This window comes from Acidovorax sp. DMC1 (assembly GCF_056314325.1).
Genome location: NZ_JBQUYO010000007.1, coordinates 191,207 through 209,861, shown reverse-complemented (window position 1 = coordinate 209,861; position 18,655 = coordinate 191,207). Strand labels below are relative to the sequence as shown.

The 18,655-nt window shown below is 67.6% G+C and carries 17 protein-coding genes; 9 read left to right on the top strand and 8 right to left on the bottom strand.

Annotation, left to right across the window (positions count from 1 at the left end):
• Positions 1–4 precede the first annotated feature (4 nt).
• A complete protein-coding gene (locus ACT531_RS15805) occupies positions 5–781 on the bottom strand; it encodes a GntR family transcriptional regulator (RefSeq protein WP_476018023.1) in 777 nt (258 codons plus the stop codon).
• Between the two features lie 251 nt (positions 782–1,032).
• On the opposite strand from ACT531_RS15805, the gene ACT531_RS15800 reads away from it, so the two are divergent.
• Together ACT531_RS15800 and ACT531_RS15795 are read left to right on the top strand one after the other, a co-directional pair.
• A complete protein-coding gene (locus ACT531_RS15800) occupies positions 1,033–2,088 on the top strand; it encodes an aromatic ring-hydroxylating dioxygenase subunit alpha (protein WP_476018022.1) in 1,056 nt (351 codons plus the stop codon).
• The gene (locus ACT531_RS15795; RefSeq protein WP_476018021.1) at positions 2,085–3,050 is read left to right on the top strand and encodes a PDR/VanB family oxidoreductase; all 966 of its coding nucleotides are present in this window, start codon (positions 2,085–2,087) and stop codon (positions 3,048–3,050) included. Before ACT531_RS15800 ends, ACT531_RS15795 begins: the two co-directional genes overlap by 4 nt.
• 117 nt (positions 3,051–3,167) lie before the next feature.
• On the opposite strand, the gene ACT531_RS15790 is transcribed toward ACT531_RS15795, so the two are convergent.
• The 3 genes from ACT531_RS15790 to ACT531_RS15780 form a co-directional block, all read right to left on the bottom strand.
• Positions 3,168–3,521, bottom strand: a complete 354-nt coding sequence (locus tag ACT531_RS15790; RefSeq protein ID WP_476018020.1) for an HPF/RaiA family ribosome-associated protein — start codon at positions 3,519–3,521, stop codon at positions 3,168–3,170.
• 85 nt (positions 3,522–3,606) lie between these two features.
• On the bottom strand, positions 3,607–5,628 hold the full coding sequence (locus ACT531_RS15785; RefSeq protein ID WP_476018019.1) for a CHASE2 domain-containing protein: 2,022 nt from the start codon (positions 5,626–5,628) through the stop codon (positions 3,607–3,609).
• Positions 5,600–9,169: a TonB-dependent receptor domain-containing protein gene (locus ACT531_RS15780; protein ID WP_476018018.1), complete on the bottom strand. Its 3,570-nt coding sequence runs from the start codon at positions 9,167–9,169 to the stop codon at positions 5,600–5,602. The genes ACT531_RS15785 and ACT531_RS15780 overlap by 29 nt, the downstream gene beginning before the upstream one ends.
• Before the next feature lie 294 nt (positions 9,170–9,463).
• Between ACT531_RS15780 and ACT531_RS15775 the strand changes: the two genes are divergently transcribed.
• The gene (locus ACT531_RS15775; protein ID WP_476018017.1) at positions 9,464–10,339 is read left to right on the top strand and encodes a gamma-glutamyl-gamma-aminobutyrate hydrolase family protein; all 876 of its coding nucleotides are present in this window, start codon (positions 9,464–9,466) and stop codon (positions 10,337–10,339) included.
• On the opposite strand, the gene ACT531_RS15770 is transcribed toward ACT531_RS15775, so the two are convergent.
• Positions 10,322–11,266 carry a LysR family transcriptional regulator gene (locus ACT531_RS15770; RefSeq protein WP_476018016.1) on the bottom strand — a complete coding sequence of 315 codons (945 nt, stop codon included), beginning with the start codon at positions 11,264–11,266 and terminating at the stop codon, positions 10,322–10,324. The genes ACT531_RS15775 and ACT531_RS15770 overlap by 18 nt on opposite strands.
• Positions 11,267–11,348: 82 nt before the next feature.
• Here ACT531_RS15770 and ACT531_RS15765 point away from each other — a divergent pair, with 82 nt between their 5' ends.
• From ACT531_RS15765 to ACT531_RS15750, 4 genes are all read left to right on the top strand, one after another.
• A complete protein-coding gene (locus ACT531_RS15765; protein ID WP_476018015.1) occupies positions 11,349–11,696 on the top strand; it encodes a protocatechuate 4,5-dioxygenase subunit alpha in 348 nt (115 codons plus the stop codon).
• 10 nt (positions 11,697–11,706) lie between these two features.
• The gene (locus ACT531_RS15760; RefSeq protein WP_476018014.1) at positions 11,707–12,552 is read left to right on the top strand and encodes a class III extradiol dioxygenase family protein; all 846 of its coding nucleotides are present in this window, start codon (positions 11,707–11,709) and stop codon (positions 12,550–12,552) included.
• 135 nt (positions 12,553–12,687) lie between these two features.
• A complete protein-coding gene (locus ACT531_RS15755; protein ID WP_476018013.1) occupies positions 12,688–13,971 on the top strand; it encodes a putative DNA modification/repair radical SAM protein in 1,284 nt (427 codons plus the stop codon).
• A gap of 4 nt (positions 13,972–13,975) precedes the next feature.
• On the top strand, positions 13,976–14,896 hold the full coding sequence (locus ACT531_RS15750) for a TIGR03915 family putative DNA repair protein (protein ID WP_476018012.1): 921 nt from the start codon (positions 13,976–13,978) through the stop codon (positions 14,894–14,896).
• Here ACT531_RS15750 and ACT531_RS15745 read toward each other — a convergent pair.
• A complete protein-coding gene (locus ACT531_RS15745; RefSeq protein ID WP_476018011.1) occupies positions 14,860–15,861 on the bottom strand; it encodes a pyridoxamine 5'-phosphate oxidase family protein in 1,002 nt (333 codons plus the stop codon). The two genes, ACT531_RS15750 and ACT531_RS15745, sit on opposite strands and share 37 nt — an antisense overlap.
• Positions 15,858–16,499, bottom strand: a complete 642-nt coding sequence (locus tag ACT531_RS15740; protein WP_476018010.1) for a glutathione S-transferase family protein — start codon at positions 16,497–16,499, stop codon at positions 15,858–15,860. The genes ACT531_RS15745 and ACT531_RS15740 overlap by 4 nt, the downstream gene beginning before the upstream one ends.
• A gap of 117 nt (positions 16,500–16,616) precedes the next feature.
• Here ACT531_RS15740 and ACT531_RS15735 point away from each other — a divergent pair, with 117 nt between their 5' ends.
• Both ACT531_RS15735 and ACT531_RS15730 read left to right on the top strand, forming a co-directional pair.
• Positions 16,617–17,555, top strand: coding sequence for a LysR family transcriptional regulator (locus ACT531_RS15735; protein WP_476018009.1), 939 nt, complete (start codon positions 16,617–16,619; stop codon positions 17,553–17,555).
• A gap of 85 nt (positions 17,556–17,640) precedes the next feature.
• Positions 17,641–17,946, top strand: coding sequence for a hypothetical protein (locus ACT531_RS15730; RefSeq protein ID WP_476018008.1), 306 nt, complete (start codon positions 17,641–17,643; stop codon positions 17,944–17,946).
• 137 nt (positions 17,947–18,083) lie between these two features.
• Here ACT531_RS15730 and ACT531_RS15725 read toward each other — a convergent pair whose 3' ends face one another.
• The gene (locus tag ACT531_RS15725; RefSeq protein WP_060985498.1) at positions 18,084–18,560 is read right to left on the bottom strand and encodes an FKBP-type peptidyl-prolyl cis-trans isomerase; all 477 of its coding nucleotides are present in this window, start codon (positions 18,558–18,560) and stop codon (positions 18,084–18,086) included.
• Positions 18,561–18,655: the final 95 nt, after the last annotated feature.

The window sequence follows — 18,655 nt, the reverse complement described above, 5'->3', positions numbered from 1 at the left end:
GCCGTTATGCCCGCTCGCGGATCAGCTGTACACCGGGCAAGCCCTGCACCTGCGACGCCTGCACCGCCGCCAGCAGGTTGCGCCGGGTGATGCGCGAGTGCTCGCGCAGGATGGCCTCGGCCCGCGCGCCTTCGCGCCGCTCGATGGCGTCCAGCGCCTGGCGGTGCTGGTCCTGCGCCACCACCAGCATGTCGCGCGCCTGGGCCGAATGCGTCTGCACCACCACAAACGCAGAGGGCGACGCAAACGGCAGGCCCTTGACGCGGTCCAGCTCGCGCGCCACCACGTCGCTGCCCACCATGCGACTGAGCAGCAGGTGGAACCGCGCATTCAGCTCCACATAGCGCGAGAAACCCTCGTCATCCAGCGTGGAGGGGGCCAGCGTGGCGTCGATGGCGTCCAAGCAGGCATGGGCCTCGGCCAGCAGCGCGGGGGGTACGCCCCGCTCGGCCGCCAGGCGGGCGGCCAGGCCTTCCATGGTCCCGCGCAGCTCAATGGCATCGGCCACATCGGTTTCAGAGAACGTGCGCACGGCGTAGCCGCCACCGGGCAGCCGGTGCAGCAGCCCCTCCTGCTCCAGCCGCATCAGCGCGGCGCGGATGGGCGTGCGCGACACGCCCAGCTTCTCGACGAGCGTCAGCTCGGCGATGCGGGCACCGCCGGGCAGTTCGCCCGCCAGGATCATCTCGCGCAGGCGCAGTTGCGCCTTGACGGCCTGCGAGGCGCCCGCCTCGGCAGCCTCGGCCGGTGGAGCGATGGTCAGTGGGTCGGACAGGTTCATGGTGGGTGATGGATTGAATTCAGCCACCAGAATGTATACAGAAATCAGGACAACTTCCACCCATTCTCGTTAGACGCCATTACAAAACAATGGCTTACGAGATATAAAGAACTGAGATAGCTGTTTTACGGCTTTCTTATGTATACATAAAATCCCCTTTTCCGCACAATTGCGCTACTCCAGCCGCGATCCGCACCCGGGCTGTATACCAAGACTGCGACAACACCTTCCACCCACGGAGAGAGACAATCATGTATCCCAAGAACGCCTGGTACGTAGCCTGCACGCCCGACGAGATCGCGGACAAGCCCCTGGGCCGCACCATCTGCGGCGAGAAGATCGTGTTCTACCGTCCCGCGTCCGATCAGGTCGCCGCGCTGGACGACTTCTGCCCCCACCGGGGGGCGCCGCTGTCGCTGGGCACCGTGTGCGAAGGCCACCTGCAATGCGGCTACCACGGCCTGCGGGTGGAATGCACAGGCAAGTCGGTGTCCATGCCCGGCCAGCGCGTGCAAGGGTTCCCCAAGGCGAAGAGCTTTCCGGTGGTCGAGCGCTACGGCTTCATCTGGGTGTGGCCTGGTGACGCCGACAAGGCCGACCCCGCCACCATCCACCACCTGCCCTGGGCCAACAACCCCGAATGGGCCTATGGCGGCGGGCTGTACCACATTGCCTGCGACTACCGGCTGATGATCGACAACCTGATGGACCTGACGCACGAGACCTATGTGCACTCCACCAGCATCGGCCAGAAGGAAATCGACGAGGTGCCCTGCAAGACCCGCGTGGAGGGCGACGAGGTGATCACCAGCCGCTTCATGGAAGGCATCGAGGCCCCCCCGTTCTGGAAGATGGCGCTGCGCATGAACGGCCTGCCCGACGACCAGCTGGTGGACCGCTGGCAGATCTGCCACTTCACGCCCCCCAGCCATGTGCTGATCGAGGTCGGCGTGGCACTGGCCGGCCACGGTGGCTACAACGCCCCGGCCGACAAGAAGGCATCGAGCATCGTGGTCGACTTCATCACGCCCGAGACCGAAACGTCGATCCACTACTTCTGGGGCATGGCGCGCAACTTCAAGCCGCAGGACCCGTCGCTCACCACCCAGATCCGCGACGGCCAGGGCAAGATCTTTGCCGAAGACCAGCAGATGCTGGAGCTGCAGCAGGAGAACCTGCTGCGTTACCCCGACCGCAAGCTGCTCATGCTCAACATCGATGCGGGCGGTGTGCAGTCCCGCAAGATTCTGGACCGCTTGCTGGCCGCCGAGCGTGCACCGGCCGCAGCCCAGGCGGTGGCCGCATGACCGCGCAGGAGACCCTGCAGGTCCGCGTCGTCAAGAAGCAGACCGAAGCCGAAGGCATCGCCAGCTATGAGCTGGCGCGGCTGGACGGCGCCGCACTGCCTCCGTTCAGCGCGGGATCGCACATCGATGTGCACCTGCCGGGCGGCTTGGTGCGCCAATACTCGCTGTGCAATGCCTCGCACGAGTCGCACCGCTACCGCATCGCCGTGTTGCGCGACCCGGCATCGCGCGGCGGCTCGGTCGCCATGCACGACAGCGTGCACGATGGCGATGTGATCACCATCAGCACGCCACGCAACCACTTTGCGCTGCACCCTGCACAACGCACGCTGCTGCTGGCGGGCGGCATCGGTGTGACGCCGCTGCTGTGCATGGCCGACCGGCTGGCGCGCACCGGTGCCGACTTTGCGCTGCACTACTGCACCCGCTCTGCCGAACGCACGGCGTTTGCCGCCGAAATTGCCGCATCGGCGATTGCACCGCATGCCCACTTTCACTTCGATGCCGGCGCCCCCGAGCAGAAGCTGGACACCGCCACCGTGCTGGCAGCCCCCAGCCCCGACAAGCGGCTGTATGTGTGCGGCCCGGCCGGCTTCATCGACCATGTGGTGACCACCGCCAAGGCCTTGGGCTGGGCGCAGGACCACATCCACCTGGAATACTTTGGCGCCCCGGCGCAGGACACCTCGGGCGATCAGGGCTTTGAGGTGCGCATTGCCAGCACCGGCAAGGTCTACCCCATTGCGCCCGATGTGTCGGTGGTGGAAGCGCTGCGCAAGGAGGGCATCGACATCCTGACCTCGTGCGAGCAGGGCGTGTGCGGCACCTGCCTCACGCGCGTGCTGGAGGGCGAGGTGGACCACCGCGACATGTACCTGACCGATGAGGAAAAGGCCGCCAACGAGCAGTTCATGCCGTGCTGCTCGCGCGCGCGCAGCAAGCTGCTCGTCCTCGACCTGTAGGCGACCCCAAACAAAAGGCGCTGCAAGCTTTTTGGCTGCAGCGCCTTTTTCATACACTCCCGAATTGATAGCTGTTAGTGCATATGATTCATGCGCTAGCGGCCTATTTCACCTGAACTATTCTTCTGCGGCCGCTGCGCGGATGGTCTCGCGGCTATTGCGGTCCTTCACGCGGCCCAGGTCGGTATCGAGGGCGCGGGCCAGTTTGTCGGCCGCGCCGATGAAGGCATTGGCCATCTTGTCGGCTTCATCGGTCACGGTCACAGGCTGGCGGCCGGTGACGCGCGCCTCGATGCGACAGCGCTTGTCATTGGCGCCCGACTTACCGGCATCCAGATCGGTCAGGAACACCTCCAGCCGTGTCACATGGTCCTGAAAGCGCGACAACCGGCTCTTGCACTCCTCCGTGATCCAGCGGGCCAGGGAATCGCCGCCGTGGATGTGGTCGTCGGTATTGACTTGTACTTGCATGGGGAGGGTCCTTCCTGATGAAGTTGCGAAGGCCCCATCATGGCACCGGCATCCATATCCCCGGTAAATACATGTCAAAGGATGTTTACAGCTTGTCCAGCGCCACGGCGGGTTGCCAGGGGGCCTCGGTGGGCAACGCCCTCGCCTCGGCCACGCGCTCCAGCAGACGAGTGGCAGCCGGGTCGCCGGGCAGCCGCTCCAGCACCCGCGCCAATTGCGCCTCGGCGCCGGTCCAGTCGCGCGCATGGAAGGCGGCCAGCGCTGCGCTGCTGGCCTCGCGCACCATGGCGTCGTCGCAGGGCGTGAACACGCGCACGGGCTCGGTCTTGCCCTTGACGATCACATCGTCCAGCGCACGCAACGCCACCGTGGGCGGCAGCTGCGCTGCAGTGGCGGCCGACAGCAGGATGCCGGTGCCAAACGCCTTGTTGGCGCCCTCCAGCCGTGCCGCCAGGTTCACTGCGTCACCAATCGCCGTGTACGAAAAGCGCTGGTCCGAACCCACATTGCCCACCACCACGCGCCCCGTGTGCAGCCCGATGCGCATGTGGATGGGCGGCAGGCCGCGCGCACGCAGGTCGGCCACCAGCGCCTGCATGGCCTGCTGCATGGCGATGGCGGCAGTCACCGCGTGTTCGGCATGCTGCGGGTCGTCCAGCGGCGCACCCCAGAAGGCCATCACCGCGTCGCCAATGAACTTGTCCACCGTGCCGCCCGTGGCGTGCACGATGGGTGTCATGGCGTTGAAGTAGCCGGTGAGCACCTCCACCGTCTGCTCGGCGCTCAGCTGCTCGGACAGCGTGGTGAAGCTGGCCAGGTCGGTGAACATGAGCGTGACCTCGCGCGCCTCGCCCCCCAGGCGCATCAGCTCGGGCTGCGCAATGAGGCGCGAGACCACGGCAGGTGGCACGTACTGCGCAAACATCGCCCGCGTCTGGCGCGCGCGCTGGCGCACCACGGCATAGCCCACCAGCGCGGCCGCTCCATAAATGGCAACCGCCGCCACCGCCGGCAGCAACGGCGGCCACCACAGGCGCAGGCCGGCAAACAGCACCCACGACGCGGCGCCCATGGCCACCACCAGCGCTGCCGTCAGCGCCGCCGCGCCCGCCGGATGCAGCCGTCGGCTGGCCCACAGCAGCACTGGCAGCAGCAACACGGTGATGGCCAGGGTCCACGCGTCTGACACGCTGCGCAGCCCGCCGCCGGTGAGATAGTTGTCCAGCAGCGTGGCCTGCAGCTCTACCCCCGGAAACAGCCGCTCCCCACCGGATGTGCCAAACGGCGAGTTGAACAGGTCGGCCTGCGAGTGCGACAGCTCGGTGGCTGTGCGCGCCGAGCGCCCCACCAGCACGATCTTGCCCTTGAAGAACCCCGCAGGCAGCAGCCCCGGCTCCAGCGCCTGGTAGTACGAGCGCGTGTCAAACGTGCCACGCGGTCCCCGGTAGCCGATCCAGTCGAAGTGGTGCAGTGCGGGCGCCTGGCCACGGGCCTCGGCCGCACGCTGGGCCAGCCGCAGTGCAAAGCCCTCGCGCGCGGCGGGGGCGCGGCGCACCACAAAGTCGTCGTCCGGCTCCACCCCGGCATCGCCCGCGTCGGCGCCCGCATCCAGAAGCCGCTGCAGCGGCTGAATGTCCATCCACAGCGCGGCATTGGCGCTGTCGATCTTTTCGCGGGTGGAGGCCAGCACCACCGGCAAGCCTTGCACCGCCTGGGCAATGGCGCGGTCCAGTGCGGCGTCCTCGGCCTCGGTGGTGGGGTCGGCAAAAACAATGTCCAGCCCCACGGCCAGGGCGCCGTCGGCGCGCAGCCGCTCCAGCAGCGCCGCATGCACGCTGCGCGGAAACGGCCAGGTCTGCTGCAGCTCCTGAAACGTGGGCTCGTCGATCGCGAGAACCACCACCGGCGCGGTCGTGCGGTGGGGGGCCGCCAGCGCCGTCATCACGTCAAAGGTCTTGAATTCCAGCACGTGCCAGGTGCGGCTGAGCGTGGCGACCCCCACCAGCAGCAGCGCCAGCACGCCCGCCGCCACCGAGAGCCACCGCTGGCGCTGCCGGGCCTGCGGCATTGCTGCCCGATCAGAAGCGGTAGCGCGCATCCAGGACATAGCGGGCTTTTTGCCGGTCGGACTTGGGTGCCCACAGGTTCAAGGCCGCAACGCCCACCACCCAGCGCTTGTCCTGCGTTTCCCAGAAGCCCATCAGGTCTACCCCCCAGCCCGGCGCGCGGCGTGTGAGGTTTTCCTTGTCCTCAAACCGCTCCGAGCGGTATACCGCACGCGCGCTCAGGTACAGCCGCTGAGCGCTGGCCCAGGTAGCGCCCAGCGCGACGGTGTGGCGCGGGATGTAGGGAATGCGCCCCACCACCTCGGCACCGCCATCGAGCGTGCGGCTTTCGCTGTGCTGGTACAGGTACTTGGCATAGCCCGACCAGCGGCGGCTGAACATGTGGTTGACGGTGCCACCCAGGGTCTGCAGCGTGCCCCGCTCAAAGCTTGGCGTGTCTTCGAGCAGGTCGCTGGTGGACAGGTTGACCAGTTGCGCATTGCGCATCTCCTCGAGGAACGGCAGGCTGGGGGTGCGCAAATCCACGCCCACGGTGCCGGGGTTGTTCACCCGCAGATGGTCGGCCCGCAGGCCCACGAAGGTGTTGGCGCCCACCTCCATGCCCAGCTGCGCCACCGTGCGTTTGTGGCGGCCACCGGCTTCGACCAGCCGGTCTTCGACGGGAATGCCTGCGGTCTCCACGCTGGCGAGGGTGGAGACGCTCAGGGGCCGCAGCCAGTCCTGGTACGCCACGCGCAGCGTGGTGCCCGCTGCAGGCTGCCACACCGCCCCCAGGCGCGGCGTGACCACGCGCTCGGTGTCCGCGCGGCGGGCCTGGTCTTCGCTCAGAGCATCCAGTCCCACCAGATAGCTCTGCGTGAGGCCGTCCACGCGGTGGCGGATTTGTTGCAACCCCAGCGCGGCGTCCAAGGTCAACGCTGGGTCCAGACGCTGCGTGGTGGCCAGGGTGAGGCCGGTGTAGCGGCGGTCAATGCGGTTGTAGCCTGCCAGTACGAGGTAGTCGCGGTACAGGCCCACGCCTGGGATATCGGCCACCACGGCGGCCTCGCCCGCCAGCAGGTTGTTCTGGCGCTCGCGCACATGCTCCAGCGTCGCGCTCCAGCGGCTGCCGGGGCTCGTGTCCACGGTGTGGCGCAGCTGGATGTCGCTAAAGTCCTTGCGCGGGGCACTGCTCACGCCCATGACAGTAAGGAACGGCGGCTCGATGTAGGCCGTGGGGTAGCGCAGCAATTGCAGGTTGTCCACGCTGCGGCCCAGCTTGATCCAGGTCTGCTCGGTCGGCCCCCACCGGTAGGCCATGCCCAAGGCGCCCTGAGTGACGGTGTCGTCCAGGGCCGTCTCTTGCGCGTTCTGGCCGCGCAGGCGCATGCTGAACTGGTTGGCATAGGCAAACAGGTTGATGCGCTCGGTGGGCTGCATGCCGACCCCCGCGGTGATGGCGTGGGCCCGCAGGTCGCCCTCGCCGGCACGCATGGCGGGAAGACGGTTGACCTGCAGATCGAACGGATAAGCGCTCACATCCGCCGTCTGCGCCTTGAAGAACCACGACACCGGCACATGACTGTTGTCCAGTCCATTGAGGGTGACGGCTGGTGCACGCATGCGGTAGAACTCGTGGTCCAGTGTCACGCCCACCGATCCGTGGCTGCCGGGCTGCTGCAGTAGCGGCGAAAAACGCTGGCTGCCCCCAAACGCCATGGGGTCGGTCAGAAAGCCCTGGAACAGCGCCGAGTTCTTGTTGAACTCGCCCGCATAACGGTCCGCCATGAACAGGTGGCTGCCGCCCCAGTAGGGATAAAAACTTTGCTGCGCCATCTCCAGCGCCCAGTCTTCCATGCCAAAGAACGCCAGCGATGCGCCCAGGTTGGCACTGCCCTTCTGGTCGTTGGCCACCTGGTTGAGTGACTTGAGATACGGCATGCGCGCCACGGCGGCGCGCGCGGCCTCCACCGCTTCGCCGGGCCGGAACAGATCGGTGTGGATCTGCGCCAGCAGCATGTAGGGCACAGGGTCCTTGTCGTCCAGCACGGTGGCCTGCTGCAGGGTGGTCAGCGCATCCTGGTGGCGGCCCAGCTGGTAGTACGCCACGGCGGTCCAGGTCTTGGCGCGGGCATAGCGGGGCTCCATCACGCCTGCCCGCAAGAACGCATCCAGCGCGGCATCCGGCTGCCCTTGCTTGAGGTGCAGCAAGCCCTGGCCGGTGAGCGCCACATAGTCCGCCGGGTTGTCGCCCAGCGCGGTGGCAAAGGCCTGGCCCGCCTCGGTGAACTGGTTCACAAAAGTCTCCAGCGTGCCCAGCTCGCCCCAGGCGCCGGGCGACTGGGGCGACAGCTGCAGCGCACGCCGCAGGTTTTCACGGGCGGGGCGCGGGTCTTCGCGCTCGGCGTGTGCACTGCCCAGGCCTTGCCAGGCGCGTGCATCGCCAGGTGCGAGCGTCTGGGCCTCGGCATAGGCCGCCAGTGTGCCGGGCGCATCGCCCCGGCGCCTGGCCAGCTCGGCGCGGACCAGCGCCAGGTCTGCGTGGGCCGTGCCTTGCGCGGGGGCCAGGGTGGCAGCCGCTTCGTCCACACGGTCGCTCAGGATCTGCACCCGTGCCAGTTGCGCCACCAGCGACGGGTGGGCGGGCCAGCGCTGGAGCGCAGCGCGCAGCGTATCGGCTGCTGCGGCCCCTTCGCCCTCCATGAGCTGCACGTCGGACTGCATGAGCCACGCGGGCAGCGGCGCGGCGTTGGCGGCAGCCACCTGCCGTGCCAGCAATCCGCGCGCGGCCGGCAGGTCGCCCACCTGCAGGGCCACGGCGGCATCGAACACATCCACCCATGCGGGTGCGGCCGTGGTGCGCGCCTGCGCCAGCGCCGCACGTGCCGCGGCGAGGTCGCGCGCCGCCAGGGCATCGCGCACGGGCACCAGTGCTGCAGGCACGGCCTCGGCAGACAGGTGGGGCACCGGGTCGGCCCGCAACGCGTTGACCCACTGGATGCGGTCGCGCGGCTGGCTCAGCACCAGCTTGACCGGGGCCTTGCCCACTTCGGCCAACGCCGCTTCGTTGGCACCCACGGACACCGAACCCTGCGCGTTGGAAAACTCCACCGTGCCCGAGAGCACGGTGATCAGCGTGCGGCCGTCGTCCTCCACACTGATGTCCCAATCGGTGCCACGGATCGCTGCGGTCGCGGCCGGTGTCTCCAGGTTCAGGCGGCTGCCGTCGGCGCGTTTGGTCTGCGTCCACGCACGGCCGGCGTTGAGCAGCAAGGTGGTCACCGGCTGCGCCGGGGTGGCCACGCCCTTGACCTGCAGCACCGTGTTTTGATGCAGGCGCAGCTGGGTGTCGTCCGCGAACAGCAGCGCCATCTTGGCGGCCTGGCGCGTGCGCACAAAGTCGCCCTGGGCCAGCGCCTGGGCGAGTCGGGCAGGGCCCCAGTCGGCTGCGGAGGCGGCACGCTGGTCACCTGTGCCTTGCAGGCTGATGATCTCGGCTGCCGCACCGGCGGGCACGGTGGCCTGTGCCACCAGCGGGCAGGCGGCAGCTGTCGCGGCCACCAACGCAGCCAGGGCGGACAAACGGAATTTTGGATGGGACATTTTTTCTGCTTTCGGGGAAGGCGTGCATCGCGCCACCGGGCGCCCCTCCCTGGCACCGGGTGAGCTGAAATTATGGCGATCAGCCCCCCAGATTTCGCCCGCGCCCCATCGACACGCGGACACATTTCATGAAGAAAGCCACATTTCGTTGCAGGTTGTGACGCTTTGCGTGCCCCGCCATCCCATGGAGGCGACGCGCGGCTCCGCACGGCCCTTTCCTACAGACGCCACAGGGGGCGCAGTGCTACAACTGCAGCAATCACGCGCACAAGCGCTGCCCCGGAGCTTTCCCCCATGCCTGCTGCCCCCCGCCTCAAGATTGGACTGTCCGCCTGCTTTCAACACGCCGACCCTGCACGCCCGCTGTTCACGGGCAAGACGTTGCAATACGTCGAGCAGTCCATCGCCCACTGGCTGATGTCGGCCGGTGCCATGGTGGTAATGGTGCCGTGCCCCACAGGCGAGACCGCGCGTGGCGACGTGACGCTGGACCACTACGCCGAATGGCTGGACGGCATCGTGATGCACGGTGGCGCCGACGTGTGGCCGGGCAACTATGGCGAGGAGCCCTTGCGCGAGGAGTGGGTGGGCGACCGTGTGCGCGACCTGTACGACCTGGCTGTGGTCAAAGCCTTTGCCCAGGTGGGCAAGCCCATCTTTGGCGTGTGCCGGGGCCTGCAGCTCATCAACGTGGCCTTTGGCGGCGCGCTGTACCAGGACATCGAGACCCAGCACCCCGGCGCACAGCAGCACCGCAACGCCACCACCTACGACCAGCACTTCCACGACATCCAGATCCTGCCGGACTCGCACCTGGCCAAGCTGTACCCCAACATGCCACGCGCCCGGGTCAACAGCATCCACCACCAGGGCATCAAGCGGGTGGCGCCAGAATTTGTGGTCGAGGCACTGAGCGAACCCGATGGTGTGCCCGAAGCGATTCGCCTCAAGCCCGCGCCAGGGCGCGGCTACATCGCGGCCACACAATGGCACCCGGAGTTCCACAAGCAGGGCTCGGACACGCTGGACGACACCGCCATCCTGAATGACTTTCTGGCGGCTTGCGAACAAGCCAAGGCCCACCCGCGACCTGCAGCGCGCCCCGCGCCCTCGCTGCGGGAACGGGCCGCGCGGCGGCTGCGTCAAGCACTGTCACGGGAGCGCAACTGACGCAGACGCCGGTGCGCCGGTGCCCGCAGGCAATACCGCCGCCAGCACGTCTTGCAGTTGTGCCCGCAACCAGCGGTGCGCCGCGTCCTGCTGGTAGCGCACATGCCAGATCAGGTACATGGGCAGGCTGGGGCAAGCCACTGGCACCGGCACATGCGCCAGCGCCGCCAAAGCGGTGCGCCCCATCAGCGACGGCGCGGTAGTGAGCAGCGCAGTCCCCCGCACAAACGCGGGCAGGGCCGCAAAGCCCGGCACACGCACCACCATGCGACGGCGCACGCCGCGCGCCTCCAGCAGTTGGTCCAGCTCCAGCCCCCGGCGCGCCTCGTAGGCCACGGTGGCGTGGTCCGCGGCCAGGTACTCGGTCTCTGACAGCGGAGCACTGCGCACGGCGGGGTCGTAGAACACGCGGTATTGATCCTCCAACAAGCGCTTCTGCACGATGTCAGTGCCCTCCGGCGGGCGGGGGCTGATGACCAGCTGGCACGCGTCGGAGCGCAGCAGCTCGGCACTGGGGGCACCGCTGGGTACGATGCGCAGCGTGACGCCCGGTGCCGCGCTGCGCAGGCGGGCGGCCAGCGCGGGCAGCAGCAGATCGCGCTGAAAATCGTTGGCCGCAATGGTCAGCTCGGTCTGCCAATGCAGCGGGTCAAACGCGGCCCCTTGGGCAAAGAGCTGCATCTGGTGCAGCATGTCGCGCGCAGGCTGGGCCAGGGCCTCGGCGCGGGCGGTGGGCACGATGCCGCGCCCGCGCTTCACAAACAGGGGGTCGCCGGTGATGGCGCGCAGCTTGTCGAGCAGATGACTCACTGCCGACTGGGTCACGCCCAGGCGCTCTGCCGCTGCCGTGATGCTGCCCGTCTCCAGCACCGCCAGCAGCAGCTTCAGCAGGTGGCCGTCCAGCTGCGATCCATCGAATTTGCTCATGCATTCGATGATGTTTTCTGGCTTCATCTTTGGCAATGGCGTCGCGACACTGCACTGACTTACATCAAGACCTGGAGACACCATGCCTTCCCCACTGCCCCCCATCCCCGGCACCACGCCGTTCGATGGCGACCAGGCCCGCAAGGGCTATGCGCTGAACAAGATGTGCTTTTCGTTCAACGACGAGGCCAACCGCAAGGCCTTTCTGGCCGACGAAGAGGCGTACATGCGCAAGTACGGCCTGAACGAACAGCAGGCCGCCGCCATCCGCGCCAAGAACGTGCTGCAGCTGATTGCTGCGGGCGGCAACGCCTACTACCTGGCCAAGTTCGCGGGCATTTTCAAGCTGGACATGCAGGACATCGGCGCGCAGCAAACGGGCATAACCAAAGACGAATTCAAGGCCAAACTGGTCGCAGCAGGCAAATAGGGAGACACACATGGCACAACTCATCGGCGGCCTCGGCACTTCGCACATTCCGGCCATTGGCAACGCCATCCACAAGGGCCTGCAAAACGATCCGTACTGGAAGCCTTTCTTCGACGGCTTTCCACCCCTCCACCAGTGGCTGGGCGAGAAGAAGCCGGACGTGGTGGTGATGTTCTACAACGACCACGGTCTGAACTTCTTCCTCGACAAGATGCCCACCTTTGCCGTGGGCGCAGCGGCTGAATACAACAACGCCGACGAGGGCTGGGGCATCCCCACGCTGCCGCCCTTCCCAGGCGAGGTGGACCTGTCGTGGCACCTCATCAACACGCTGATCGAGCAGGAGTTTGACGTGACCACCTGCCAGGAGATGCTGGTGGACCATGCCTGCACGCTGCCGCTCAAGCTCTTCTGGCCCGAGGGAGACTGCCCCGTGGCGGTGGTGCCGGTGTGCATCAACACCGTGCAGTTCCCGCTGCCTTCAGCCAGGCGCTGCTACGCGCTGGGCAAGGCCGTGGGCCAGGCGATCCAGAGCTGGGACAGCGACAAGAAGGTGGCAGTGATTGCCTCGGGCGGCCTCAGCCACCAGCTCGACGGCGAGCGCGCGGGCTTCATCAACAAGGCGTTTGACCTGCAGTTCATCGAGAGCCTGACGACCAACCCAGAATGGGCCACGCAGTTCAGCGTGCACGAGCTGGTGGAAAAGACCGGCACGCAGGGCGTGGAACTGCTGATGTGGCTGGCGATGCGCGGGGCGCTGGCCACCGCCAGCGCGGGCGTGCGGCGGGTGCACAGCAACTACCACATCCCTATTTCGAACACGGCGACTGCCATCATGGCGCTGGAAACCATTTGACTCAAATTTCGAAGTGTTTTTGGCGCCTATCGCTTACCCAACAAGCGCTAGCAGCTATCAAATCAGAAGCCCCCCCCCTGACACCGCTTGACCCCAGGCTGGCGTTGGTCAATCAAATTACTGTAAATTCATACAGTGAATTTACAGTCCAAACTCGCCATCCTGGCCGACGCCGCCAAGTACGACGCGTCCTGCGCGTCCAGCGGCGCCGCGCCGCGCGACTCGGTGGGCGGGCGGGGCATGGGCTCTACCGAGGGCATGGGCATCTGCCACAGCTACGCGCCGGACGGCCGCTGCATCTCGCTGCTCAAGATTCTGCTCACCAACTTCTGCCAGTACGACTGCCTGTACTGCGTGAACCGCGTGACCAGCAACGTGCCCCGCGCGCGCTTCACGGTGGCCGAGGTGGTGCAGCTCACGCTCGATTTCTACCGCCGCAATTGCATTGAAGGGCTGTTCCTCTCCAGCGGCATCATCCAGAGCCCCGACTACACCATGGAGCAGGTGGTGGAGGTGGCCCGCGTGCTGCGCGAGGAACACGATTTTCGCGGCTACATCCACCTCAAGACCATTCCCGATGCGTCGCCCGAGCTGATGCAGCGCGCCGGCCGCTATGCGGACCGCCTGTCCATCAATATCGAGCTGCCCACGGCCGAGAGCCTGTCGGCGCTGGCGCCCGAGAAAAACAGCGCTGCCATCGACCGGTCCATGGCCCGCATGGCCGTGCACATTGGCGAATCGCGCGCGGCGCGCAAGGAGCAAGCCGCGCAGGCCATCGTATCGATGCCGCAATCGCGCACCACGCGCCGGGCCAGCGCGCCGCTGTTTGCGCCCGGCGGGCAAAGCACGCAGATGATTGTGGGGGCGGATGCCACGGACGACCGCACCATCCTGGCCACCAGCGCGCGGCTGTACGGTGTGCACCGGCTGCGGCGGGTGTACTACTCGGCCTTCAGCCCCATCCCCGATGCCGCGCGCGCCCTGCCGCTGGCCGCGCCGCCCACGGTGCGTGAGCACCGGCTGTACCAGGCCGACTGGCTGATGCGCTTTTACGGCTTCACCCACGACGAGATCGTGCCGCCCAGCCAAGGCAACCAGGTCGGCATGCTGGCGCTGGACATGGACCCCAAGCTGGCCTGGGCGCTGGCGCACCGCGAGCGTTTTCCGGTCAACCTCAACACCGCCCCGCGCGAACTGCTGCTGCGCGTGCCCGGCTTTGGCGTGCAGACGGTGGACCGCCTGCTGGCCGCCCGCCGCGTGCGCCGCCTGCGGCATGCGGACCTGGCGCGGCTGCATGTGCCGCTCAAGAAAGTGCTGCCGTTTGTGGAGGCGGCCGACTACCGCCCCGGCCGTGCTTTGGAGGCTGCTGATTTGGCTGCGCAACTGGCACCTCCACCCCTGCAACGCAGCTTGTTCTGACACCATGCAGCGCCACACCATCACGCTGGAGCACCCCACCGACTGGCCCGGGTTTCGCACCGCCGCACGCGCCCTGGTGCAAGCCCAGGTGCCACCGCAGACCGTGGACTGGCGCTGCCAGGCCGATGCCGCTGAAGACCTGTTTGCGCCAGAGCCCCACGGCCACAACGCCCTGCCACCGCCAGCCCCCGATGCGCCCACGCTGCGCGTCCCCCCCGACTTTGTGCGCCTGTGCGAGCAGCTCATCCTGCACCGCGACCCGGCCCGCTTTGCGCTGATATACCGCCTGCTGTGGCGCATGGCGCAGGGCGGCCATGAAGCCGAAGCCGCGCGGCACGACCCGCTGGACGCCGACCGCATGTTGGCCCACCACATGGTCCGCGCCGTACGGCGCGACATGCACAAGATGCACGCCTTTGTGCGCTTTCGGCCGGTGGTGGAGCCCGATGGCAACACCCTGCACATGGCCTGGTTCGAGCCCGACCACTACATCACCGTAGCCAATGCGGGCTTCTTCATCTGTCGCTTCACGCAGATGCGCTGGGCCATCCTCACGCCCGACGCCAGCGTGCGCTGGGACGGCCAGCAACTGCACACCGGCCCCGGCGCACAGCGCAGCGACGCACCGCCGCCCGATGCGGGCGAGGCGCTGTGGCTCACCTACTACCGCCACATCTTCAACCCCGCACGGCTCAAGCTCACCATGATGAAAAAGGAGATGCCCACACGCTACTGGCACAACCTGCCCGAGGCCGCGCTCATCACCGAGCTGACGCAGACCGCGCACGAGCGCAGCGCAAGGATGGTGGAGGCCGAGGCCACCGTGCCACGCAGGCGCATCGCAGCATCATCGCCGCGTTCGCAGCCCGCCGCAGGGGCGGGATCCTTTCACCCCAGCGCCGCCTCGCGCATCACCCGGAACTGAGGGGCCGACACCGCCGGTGTCCAGCGCCACGGCAACACCTGCGGCCGCCACAGGGCGCGCAGCACCGTGAGGCGCAACACGCGCTGTGCGCCAGGCCAGGCGGCACGCGCTGCGCGGTCCCACAGCACCTCGGCCTGCGCTGCAATGTGCAGCAAGCCGCCCTCTTCATAGTCCACCACCAGCAAGCCTGCCAGAGGGTGCAGGGTGAGGTTGCCCAGGGTGTTGAAGAACTGGTTGCCCGGGTAGTCCGGCAGGCTCAGCACCACACCAGCCTCCGTGCGCGCCACCTGCACAAAGCCCGGCTCGCCGCCCCGGTGCGACACGTCCACACCTTCGCTGTGCCCGGCACCGGGGCGCGGCGCCGAGGCACTGGCGATGAACAGCGTGTCGGCCCGCTGCACGAGCGCGATGGCAGCGTCGTCCAGCTCGGCGCCCAGCCACTGCACCGGGCCCGGGGCAACCAGCGCTGCGCGCAGGCCGGGCTCGCGAGCCTGGATGTACTTGGGGCAGTTGCCAAAGCTCTGCACCACCTGCACGCCCAGGCCATCGTCGCCAAATGCGCTCACTCGCCCGTTCATGCGGTTGCGCCGCCGGGTGTGCGGCTCCAGCCCCAGCACGCCCACGGCCGCGCCAGGCGCCAGGTGTGCAAGCACGGGGTCCTTGGAATCCGGCGCGGTGGCGATCTGCATGCGCTGCGCATCGGGGGTGTGCACAAAGCCGGGCGGGCCGGCAAGCATAGTGGCCCACGGCTGGCCTTGGTCATCCAGCACCCCCAGCAGCAAGGTGGGCAGCTTTTCAAACAGCTCGCGGTGCTGGTCGGGCATGTGGTCGCGCAGCACCATGGCCCCCACGGCCGCCATGCGCTCGCGCACGCCCACGCGCGCCTGCAAGGCCTGCTCACCGGGGTGGAATGCCTCGGGCGGCACCGGCACCCCAACCGGTGCAGCGGGCACGGTGGCTGTCATGCCGCCACCTGCTCGGCAGTGGGCAGCTGGTCGGCCAGCACCGGGTAGCCCGGCAAGGCCTGCATGCGCGCCACCCAGGCCGCAATGCGCGGGTAGGCATCCAGCGGCAGCCCTGCCAGATGGGCCTGCGAGGTGTAGCTGACCATGGCCACATCGGCCAGGCTGGGCGCTGAGCCCCCGAGCAACCAGGCCCGCCCCTGCAGTTCGTCCTCCATGAAGGCGAGCAGGCGCTTGCCGGTGGCCTGCGCCACCTCGTTCACGGCACGGCCCGTCAACGTCGCAAAGCGCGGCCCCCCAATGCCCGGCGCCAGAAAGCCCGCCGCCAGGCTGAACCAGCGCTGCAGCTGCGCCTGCCCCACGGCGTCTTGTGGCAGCCAGGCACTGCCGGGGGCGTAGCGCTGCACCAGATACACCAGGATGCCATTGCTGTCGCTCAGCACTTGGCCCGCGTCCACCAGCACGGGCACCTGGCCCAGCGGGTTGAGTGCCAGAAACTCCGCGCGCTGGTGTTCGCCGCGCAGCAGATTCACGTCAATCAGTTCATAGGGCAAGTCGAGCAGGGACAGCATCAGCTCCACGCGATGGCAATGGCCCGAGATGGGCATGCGGTACAGCTGGAGCGGGGTGGTAGGGAACATGGTGAAGCCTCGTCGGTGGGTGAGTGAAAAGATGGCTCGACGATATCTATTGCAAGCTACGATGTGAATAACCAATCACCGCTTTTCATAATTGCGGCATCCGCAATAATTGGTTGCATGGACTATCTCGACACCCTGCGCTGTTTTGTGGCTGTGGCGGACGCTGGCGGCTTTGCCGTGGCGGGCCGGCGGCTGGGCTGCTCCGCCACGGCTGTCACGCGCGCCATTGCGGCGCTGGAGGCGCGGCTGGGTGTGCTGCTGTTCCAGCGCAGCACGCGCATGGTGCGCCTGACCGAGGCGGGCGAGCGCTTCTTGCAAGACTGCCGCCCCATCCTGAACGATCTGCACGAGGCCGAGCAGGCCGCCAGCGGTGCACAGGCCGAGGCCCAGGGCCTGCTGTCCGTCACCGCGCCGCAAATGTTCGGCATCCAGCATGTGGCGCCCATCGTGCAGGGCTTTTTGCAGGCCCAGCCGCGCGTGCAGGTGCGCACGCTGTTCGTCAACCGGCTGGTGCATTTGCTCGATGAAGGCATGGACGTGGCCATCCGCATCGCGCCCCTGCCCGACTCGGGTCTCACTGCAGTGCAGGTGGGCGCGCTGCGCCGCCTGGTGGTGGCGTCTCCCGCCTATCTGGCGCAACACGGGAGGCCGCGCCACCCGGCCGACCTGAGCAACCACCGTGCCATCGGCTTCGCGTTTGACGCACGCACGCCAGCGCCCTGGAAGTTTCGCGATGGCGCCACCGGCCAGCCGCAGTTCACCTGGATCAGCAACAGCAACGAGGTGGACATTGCCGCCGCAGAGGCGGGCATCGGCCTGACCCGTTGCCTCGCTTACCAGGCCGCAGCCAGCCTGCGCGCCGGGCGGCTGCGCATCGTGCTCGCCGAGCACGAACTGCCCCCTGTGCCCGTGCACATCGTGTACCCCGCAGGGCGGCGGGCCCCGGCCAAGGTGCGCGCGTTTGTGGAATGGGCGCGCGAGCGCCTGAGCAAAGAGCCGGTGCTGAACGGGCGCGGCCTGGGGCGCGGTAACGCCTTGTTGCCAATGACTTCGTAACCTGTCATCGCGCCACCGGCGAGGTCCGTTGCATAGCTAAGTCCGACGCTGTGTCGGGCGGTTATCCGATCTGAAAGGATTTCTCATGAACAAGCTCCTCGTTGCCCTGCTCGCTGGTTTCTTTGTGACCGCATCGTTTGCCCAGGCCCCTGCGGCTCCCGCAACACCAGCAGCTCCCGCGAAGGCCGCCGCACCAGCAACCCCTGCCACACCGGCCGCGCCTGCCACCCCAGCGGCCCCAGCCGCCGAGGCCAAGCCTGCAGCAATGCCCGCCGCAGCCCCCGCATCGGCCCCTGCCGAAAAGAAGGCGGCGAAGAAGACAAAGGCCAAGAAGACCAAGGCAGCGGCAGAGAAAAAGGCCGACGCCGCCAAGCCTGAAGCCGCCAAGTAATTCACGACGCTGTGCCCCACAAAAAAAGCCCGCAATGCGGGCTTTTTTGTGCCTAAGCATCCGCCGCTGCACGCTGGGCAGAAGCCTGGACTTCCAAGGTCTGCAGGCGCCGCCAGCCTCAGGCTGGCGAGCTGCCATCAATGGTGGTGGCCGTGCGCGCCATGCACATGGCGGTGCGCAATTTCTTCGGGGCTGGCGGCGCGCACTTCGGTCACCTTGCAGCTGAAGGTCAACGCCTGGCCTGCCAGCGGGTGGTTGCCGTCCAGGTGCACTTCGGGGCCCTTGATCTTGACCACGTTGAACACGGCGGGCTGGCCGTCGTTGCCCACGCCCTGCAGCTGGCCGCCGACCTTCACGCCGGGCGGGAACTCGCTCTTGGGGATGGTGCGCACTAGGCTTTCATCGCGCGCGCCAAAGGCGTCTTCCACTGCCAGCTGCAGCGTGGTGCTGAAGCCCACGGCCTGGCCGTCGAGCGCGGCCTCGACCTTGGGGAAGATGTTCTCGTAGCCGCCGTGCAGGTACGACAGGTGCCCGGCATCCAGCGGCTTGCCCTGGGGCGTGGTGACCTTGTAGGTGATGGTGACGGCGGAGTCTTTGGTGATGGTGGTGGCCATGGGGTCTTGCACTTTCAGCGCGATGATGAATCGACGCGAGACGGATAGGGCTGGGCCGCCAGCCGCCGCGCGGGTCAGAACGAAACCCTGGATTG